The sequence below is a fragment of the Clostridioides sp. ES-S-0006-03 genome, from assembly GCF_020662275.1.
Taxonomy (GTDB): Bacteria; Bacillota; Clostridia; order Peptostreptococcales; family Peptostreptococcaceae; genus Clostridioides.
The window spans coordinates 172,865-179,565 of the sequence record NZ_JADGMM010000009.1; the positions used below are offsets into that span (position 1 = coordinate 172,865).

8 protein-coding genes and 1 pseudogene are annotated in these 6,701 nt (G+C 27.8%); 2 read left to right on the forward strand and 7 right to left on the reverse strand.

Annotated features, from left to right (window positions below):
- The first annotated feature begins 179 nt into the window (after positions 1–179).
- A complete protein-coding gene (locus tag IR151_RS13620) occupies positions 180–380 on the forward strand; it encodes a hypothetical protein (RefSeq protein WP_227435218.1) in 201 nt (66 codons plus the stop codon).
- A 747-nt stretch (positions 381–1,127) separates the two neighbouring features.
- Here the strand turns inward: IR151_RS13620 and IR151_RS13625 are convergent.
- Both IR151_RS13625 and IR151_RS13630 read right to left on the reverse strand, forming a co-directional pair.
- Complete coding sequence (locus IR151_RS13625) at positions 1,128–1,859, reverse strand: hypothetical protein (protein ID WP_074178328.1); 732 nt, start codon at positions 1,857–1,859, stop codon at positions 1,128–1,130.
- Between the two features lie 364 nt (positions 1,860–2,223).
- On the reverse strand, positions 2,224–2,511 hold the full coding sequence (locus IR151_RS13630) for a hypothetical protein (protein ID WP_227435220.1): 288 nt from the start codon (positions 2,509–2,511) through the stop codon (positions 2,224–2,226).
- Positions 2,512–2,859: 348 nt separating this feature from the next.
- Between IR151_RS13630 and IR151_RS13635 the strand changes: the two genes are divergently transcribed.
- Complete coding sequence (locus tag IR151_RS13635) at positions 2,860–3,042, forward strand: hypothetical protein (RefSeq protein ID WP_227435222.1); 183 nt, start codon at positions 2,860–2,862, stop codon at positions 3,040–3,042.
- A 73-nt stretch (positions 3,043–3,115) separates the two neighbouring features.
- Here the strand turns inward: IR151_RS13635 and IR151_RS13640 are convergent, their stop codons facing one another.
- The 5 genes and pseudogenes from IR151_RS13640 to IR151_RS13660 all read right to left on the reverse strand — a co-directional run bounded on the left by IR151_RS13640 (position 3,116) and on the right by IR151_RS13660 (position 6,459).
- A complete protein-coding gene (locus tag IR151_RS13640) occupies positions 3,116–3,931 on the reverse strand; it encodes an N-acetylmuramoyl-L-alanine amidase (RefSeq protein ID WP_227435224.1) in 816 nt (271 codons plus the stop codon).
- On the reverse strand, positions 3,931–4,188 hold the full coding sequence (locus IR151_RS13645) for a phage holin family protein (protein WP_227435226.1): 258 nt from the start codon (positions 4,186–4,188) through the stop codon (positions 3,931–3,933). Before IR151_RS13645 ends, IR151_RS13640 begins: the two co-directional genes overlap by 1 nt.
- Positions 4,189–4,207: 19 nt before the next feature.
- A complete protein-coding gene (locus IR151_RS13650; protein ID WP_021385516.1) occupies positions 4,208–4,438 on the reverse strand; it encodes a hemolysin XhlA family protein in 231 nt (76 codons plus the stop codon).
- A 106-nt stretch (positions 4,439–4,544) separates the two neighbouring features.
- Positions 4,545–4,724: pseudogene (locus tag IR151_RS13655) on the reverse strand (hypothetical protein); the annotation flags it as partial.
- Positions 4,725–4,737: 13 nt separating this feature from the next.
- Positions 4,738–6,459 (reverse strand): glycine rich domain-containing protein, encoded by a 1,722-nt coding sequence (locus IR151_RS13660; protein ID WP_227435228.1) that lies wholly within the window; start codon positions 6,457–6,459, stop codon positions 4,738–4,740.
- Positions 6,460–6,701: the final 242 nt, after the last annotated feature.

Sequence of the window (6,701 nt, forward strand, 5' to 3'; positions counted from 1 at the left end):
TATCACCTCTCTTGAGTAAATGATAACATCAATATTTCTATAATGTCAAAACAAACTTCTATTTTATTAGAATTTTGTATTGACATACACTTTAAGACATATTATATTTATAATAAATTAGAAATTATTTCTACTAAATCAGAAATAACTCTAACAATAAAATTAAAGGAGTAATATAGATGTGTTTTAAGACTTATATACTAAAAAGACTTGTAAATAACAAGCAACTAGAAATAACTCGTAGTTTTGACTTAGATAATCTTATTTGTACTGCAACAGAAATATTGAAAGATAATAAGATTGATTTGATAATCATTGATGAAGTAAACAACATTGTTTGGAGAAATGAAAAAAGCACTCCCGCTCATGAGAATGCTTAGTTGTAACTATAGAAGTGTATTGGTAGTACACTTCTATTTTCTTATTATATCATAAATTGTTGATAGTATTAAGTAAAGAGCTAATACAATCGGTTTTAAGATAGTTTGAATAGCTTTCTTGAGTATTTGCCTTTGTATAAATTGATGAGAATTGGAAATAAAAAAAGCACCCTTTTAGGATGCTTGAAGTGTACAAGGGTACAAATATCAAAATGAATTATTTTTATTATAACATCAATTTTATTTTGTAGAATAAATTTTGTTCGTATTATTATTACAACATATACTATAATTTTATATAATTTTTTTAACTAATAAAAAATTATTTTTGAAGTAGAATATATTAAAAAGGTGATAGAAATTATCTATCACCTTTTTGTCTAATATTTAAATTTAATTTATCTACTACTAAAATAAATCTAAATGCAATTTAAGAAATTAAATAGTTGAATAGTATATTAAAGCATAATGGTAAAGACAAAAATATAAAATTCTTTATAGTCATAAGTTTTATCTCATCATTTTTATTTTCTTCATTAAAGTAATTGTCTTGATAAAAGGTGGCTCTATTTTGATAACCTGTTTTTAATACCCCATTTTGAATTAATAGGAGTATAAAAAATATTGCTAATAAAATAAAGTTGTAATTTTTTTCTTTTAATATAAAATTAATTGTAATAACTATAAAACTATATAAAACATATAAAAAAATTTTCATAAAAAGCACCTAAATTCCATATTTATATTTTATGTTAAACCAAATCTAGTTCCTATAAAAACATCTACATAATCAGTCCAAGTGGCACTTGATACACTTCTCTTTACTGTTAAATGAGCCTGTGCATTTACTCCACCTGCTCCACTAGCATCATAGTAGTAATTAGAACTTGGAGAAAATGAATATGTAGAACCCATTTTTGGTGAATTCCATGTTGTAGAATTAAATTTTTCTATTCCAGAAGTACGATTACCTGTAGCATTAAGATATCTACTGTAACCAGAAATTGAACGTAGATATAGTTTTGTAGGAGTCATCTGTGGGTCTGACTTAGATATAACACCGCCACTCACATTAGTTATTTTATATCCAGGATATCCATCAGGCAAATTACGTTTATCATATGTCATTTTTACAAAATACTTTACATCTGCAAGTATTTCTTCCTGATATTTGTTAAGTATAGCTCTAGTTACTATTACAGTTGCGTCAAATGTTTCTGAATCTTTATTTTCAGCTATTTTTACAACATCTAATATTGTATCTTCTTCTGTTGATATTAAATTTTTGATATCTTTACTGTTTAACATTACTTTACTCTTAGGGTCTTCATTTCTAGGTCTAATGTTGTGATTTGCTAAATCTATTATCCTTTGAGGAATTTTTTCAGGGGGGTCTTCATCAGCAAAAGTAAATGGTACACATACTTGAAAAATCATTAACACTGATATTACAAATGGTACAAGTTTTTTTAATTTCATAAGAACACCTCCTTGTTTATATAAATTATAATATAAATATTCAGAAATTTCAATCTATTTTTGTAGAATAGTTATATTTTTTGATATTTAATATATTATCATTAAATTTTATTACATATATTTGTAATATTTTAGATACTCTTTATACTTATTATTGATATACTTTAATTAAGAAGATTAAATATAATATAAGTTGGTGGTTATTTATGAAAAAGAATCTAAATACTTTTTTATGGTATATATTAGGTATATTTCTTTCGGGCTTTATACTATCATTGATATTTGGAAAATGGCTATACTTAGTTTCTTATATACCTACGCTTTAAAAGGTAGCAACTTAAGCTAGTTGCTACCTTATTAATCATCAATGATTAAATTTTGATACACTAAAATTTTTAACTTGAGACTTAAATAACTGTTCAATCTCACCAACTATACTCTGTATCTTATTTTCATATCTTGAATCATAATATATATTTATCTCACCTATGCTATTTATACTTATAGAATAGTCTTTTCTTTCTATTATACATATGCTTCCACAATCAGATAAATCATTCTTGTATATTGATTTTAATTGCCTTTTTATCTTTAGAAAGTCTATTGTTGGATAAATATTATTTGGATAAAAGCTCTTATCATGTATTAACATCTTATCCACCCCTTATCATTCTATTCATTAAATTTATACCTTAATCAAAACGATATTAAACATATTTTTCCATATATTTATAATTCTTTCATATAGTATTTACTTCTATCTATTGATAAAATCTAATACTTTGTAAAGTGTATCAAATCATTACCTTTTATAGCTGTGTACTTCTCTTTGGCTATACAATTAATAAATATAACTAGTTTTACAATTATAATGACTAGTTTCGCATATCTACTTGTAAAATATTTTTAAAAAAAGTATTATTTAAATAAGATTTTAGATAACATAATATGCATAATTTACTGAATATTTTTTATTTTTCATTTTCTAGGGGGATTGCTTATGTTTAATGATATGATTGATGAATGTATTCACATAATGACTGCATATATTGCTAATTTAAAAGAATATTATTCATTCATAGAAACTCAGCTTGATGATTTCATTAAAAAATATGGAGAAGATATTGTAGAGTCTTGCCTTCATAGAATAATGATTTTGTTGTGCGAGTGTGCTTTAGTATAAAATTTAACCCATTAAAATAGATAAGAAGAATCTTATATAAAATTCGTCTTACCTATTTTAGTGTATGTCAATTCTATAACTTTTCTTTTACAAACTCTCTAGCTCTATCCATAGTTAACCATACATCATCAGCATATATCTGAGTAAACTTTTCTCCTGTGGTCTTACTCATTTCTTTCATCTTATTACAAGTTACTCCACCAATTACATACAGATTTTGTGTTTGATGTGGCTTATAGTCTTTTATATCTACTACTAAATAACTTTCTTTTAATCTCTTGTAATATAATCCTAAGATGTCTGCTGATACTTTATCATCGCCACTGTACACTATTGTATGTTTATATCTATTGTAATTATTTTCTTCTGCTGAACTTATATGTTTAGTTATAGCTTCTACTATTGCGGTAGCTAATTTATCAGTTCCTAAACTTAAATATTTATTAGCATCTTCTGTATCAACAAAACATACTTCTATTAGCATACTTTTTGCTTTAGTTTTCTTCACTACATATAATCCACTTCCATCTTTTACTCCCCTGTTTGTAAATCCTAAATCAGATATTTTTTTACAAACATCTATAGCATCTTGATACTGTTTACCTTTATAGGTATACACTTCGCATCCTTTGCCACCTCCAGCATTGAAGTGTATTGATATGAACCAATCTAAGTCTTGTCTATTCGCCTGTGTAGCTATTTTAGATAGACACTCACTTTGTGTAGATGCCTTGTCTATAGTACAATCGACTACATTATTACCTAAGGTTTTTAATTTATCTATTACTTTATATCCTACATTCCTAGTTTCTGTTGACTCATTTATTTTACCTATAGCTCCACTTCCTGGTCCTGTTTTTGTATGTCCACAATTTATACCTATTTTCATTATTTCTCACCATCCTTTAATTGTTTGTAAGTTTGATTTATACCTATAGATATACCCCAGCAAATTACACCTTGTAAGACTGCACTAGGATTTAATCCCAGCATCCATACTGAAAAACCTATCCCAAGTGCTAATAACACTACTGGAATATACTTGTTATCTAACTGTTTATACTTCTTACAACCTGCTCCTATAACATAAAGAGCAGCAACTAAAATTAGCAACTGCTCTGGTATGAAACTTATTAAATTATCCATTTATTTTCCTCCTAATTAATTAAAATATTCCTCTTTGGATAGCAAATATAAAGAATCCTACTAATGTTGTAATCATTGTTCCAATTAGCCACTTTAGCATACTTGTAAGCGAGTTCAAATTCTCACACAATGCTTTTAACTCTGCTTTAGACTCTATATTTGCTATCTTTAATTCGTCTATTTCTTCACCATGCTTATTTATTCTTGTTTCATGTCTTTTTAAATCTGCGTTGAAAAGTTCTTCATTCATGAAAACCTCCTAATTAATTGAAATAAAAAAAGGACTTAGATTTAATTAAGCCCTTAAAAATTTTTATAGTTCCTTATTCTGTTAGTATATATTTTAAAACTGCTTATTTTGTAACTGCATTTATAGACTCTATATACTGTTTACTATAGTCTATACTTCCACATTCGATATCTAAAAAGTTTAATTCAGTTATTTTTGACCACTCTTATATATCTCCTGTTGCTTCTCCAGTTTGAAGCCATATATTGCCTGTTTGGTCGTAAATTATTCTATTATTTCTGTTCATATTATCACCTCTTTTATATTTGTAATGCTGTCCATTTTATTACATTTCCTTCTAAATTATATTGTTGCTCAATTACTGTTTGATAAATACAAATTGGTATTTTAAAATATCCAAATTCCCTTTTTGTTACTCTTTTAAACTCATCTGTTCTTATATTTGAGTTTATTAAACTATAAAACTCTAAAAAATAGTATTGACTATAACCAGGACTTTCTATAAACGAGCAGATTGTATATTGATTTGAGCCATCATAACTTTTATATTCTAATATAATTAAATCTGGTGTAAATTCTAGGTTATTAATCTCTATAAAGTAAGCTTTATCTTGTGTTTTGCTATGACTATATATGTTAAATCCTGCATCAGAGGCATATGAGCTTAATCTAGTTGTCATAGAAAAAATTCCTTTTGCTATTTTTAGATTAGAAATTTGAGTATTTAACTGACTTATAGTGTTATTAGCTTGTGTTAATTTATTTGTTAAATCCTGCACACTAGCATCTGAACTATCAAAAGAATCTTTTACTTTCTCTGACAATTCTACTAAAGAATTGTTCAAACTTGATTCAATGTTCTTTAATGCTAATACATTTATAATAGAAGTTTTTCCATTGATTAAACCATCTTTCATTTCGCTAACTTTTGTTGCTATGTCTTGTAGACTGGCATCATCACCTAATGGCATTATATTCTTACTTATACTTACAACTTTTTCTGCTGTAGCATTGGCATTGTCTGTAACAACTATTTTAAGTGTATGGAGTGCATTATCTTCTAATGTATAGTTAATTGTTTTTTCAAGAGTTAAATCGGTTGTTATAGTTTCTTTTAATACATCATCTATAAAATATTCTATTTTAGTTAATAGTGTAGGGTCTGTGTGGTCAGCTTTAAATGTTGCTTGTGTGGAGTTATAAGAAGATATATTTAAAAAGGGTAATGCTTGGAGTAAAGCTATTCGGCAATAACCATGTGCACTTACAGCATTTCCACCTACTGTAAGAGTTACATTTTCTAGCCAATATTCTTTGGTTGGTATATATCCAATAGGTTTATAACTATCTTTGGTTAACACATAACCACTTCCACCTCCTGCTCCACCAACTCCTATTATAGCAGAGCCACCAAACCAGCCACCTCCACCTCCGCTTCCATTTCCGTTTCCATCTCCTGTTATAACGGAACAACCTTTTCCAAAACTTCCATTTTCTGTACTTACACGACCAATACCACCTTGGTATTGTGTACCGCCAGGGCGATGTGTAGAATTTGCGCTATATCCAGTACCTCCTTCTAATCCACCTCCTGCACCACCAGTATGAGGATAATATGCACCACCACCTCCACCAGCAACAATTATACGAGAAAGCAAACTTTGAGAATTATCCCAAACACCTCCAACAAGCCTTATATCCGTAGCACCACCACCGTACATAGAAAAATAAGTCCCCATAACCTGTTGATTTAAATAACCTTTACCTCCACCATTAAAACCTTTTTTAGTGTTATTACTAGTAGATGAAGAAGCAAAACCAGTTTCCCCAACATAAACATACAATGTAGTTAGTTTGTTTAATGTAAGTTCGCCTTTAGAATATCCGCCTCTAGCATTAGTATCCCAAGAAGAATTATTAATACCGCCAGAAGCACCATAACACTCCATTTTATATTTGCCAGGTTTTAATGTAACACTTTGTTCTCTTCCTGTATAATTAAATTCATAAACTGTTGCCATTTAATACACCTCTTTCTTAATTTATGATTTTATTGTACCTAATTTTAAAACCATAAACGTCTGCAAAGTGTAGATGAAGTATAGGCAAAATGTAAATGAATTTATATATTTTAAGAAATAAAAACCTGCTAAGTAAAATCAAGTGTTTTTAGCAATTTTTTATTAATTATTTTTGTTAGTTTTTTGCACTAAAATTAAGACTAAGCAGATTTCTCTTTTTTAGCCCTGTAGTCAATAAACAC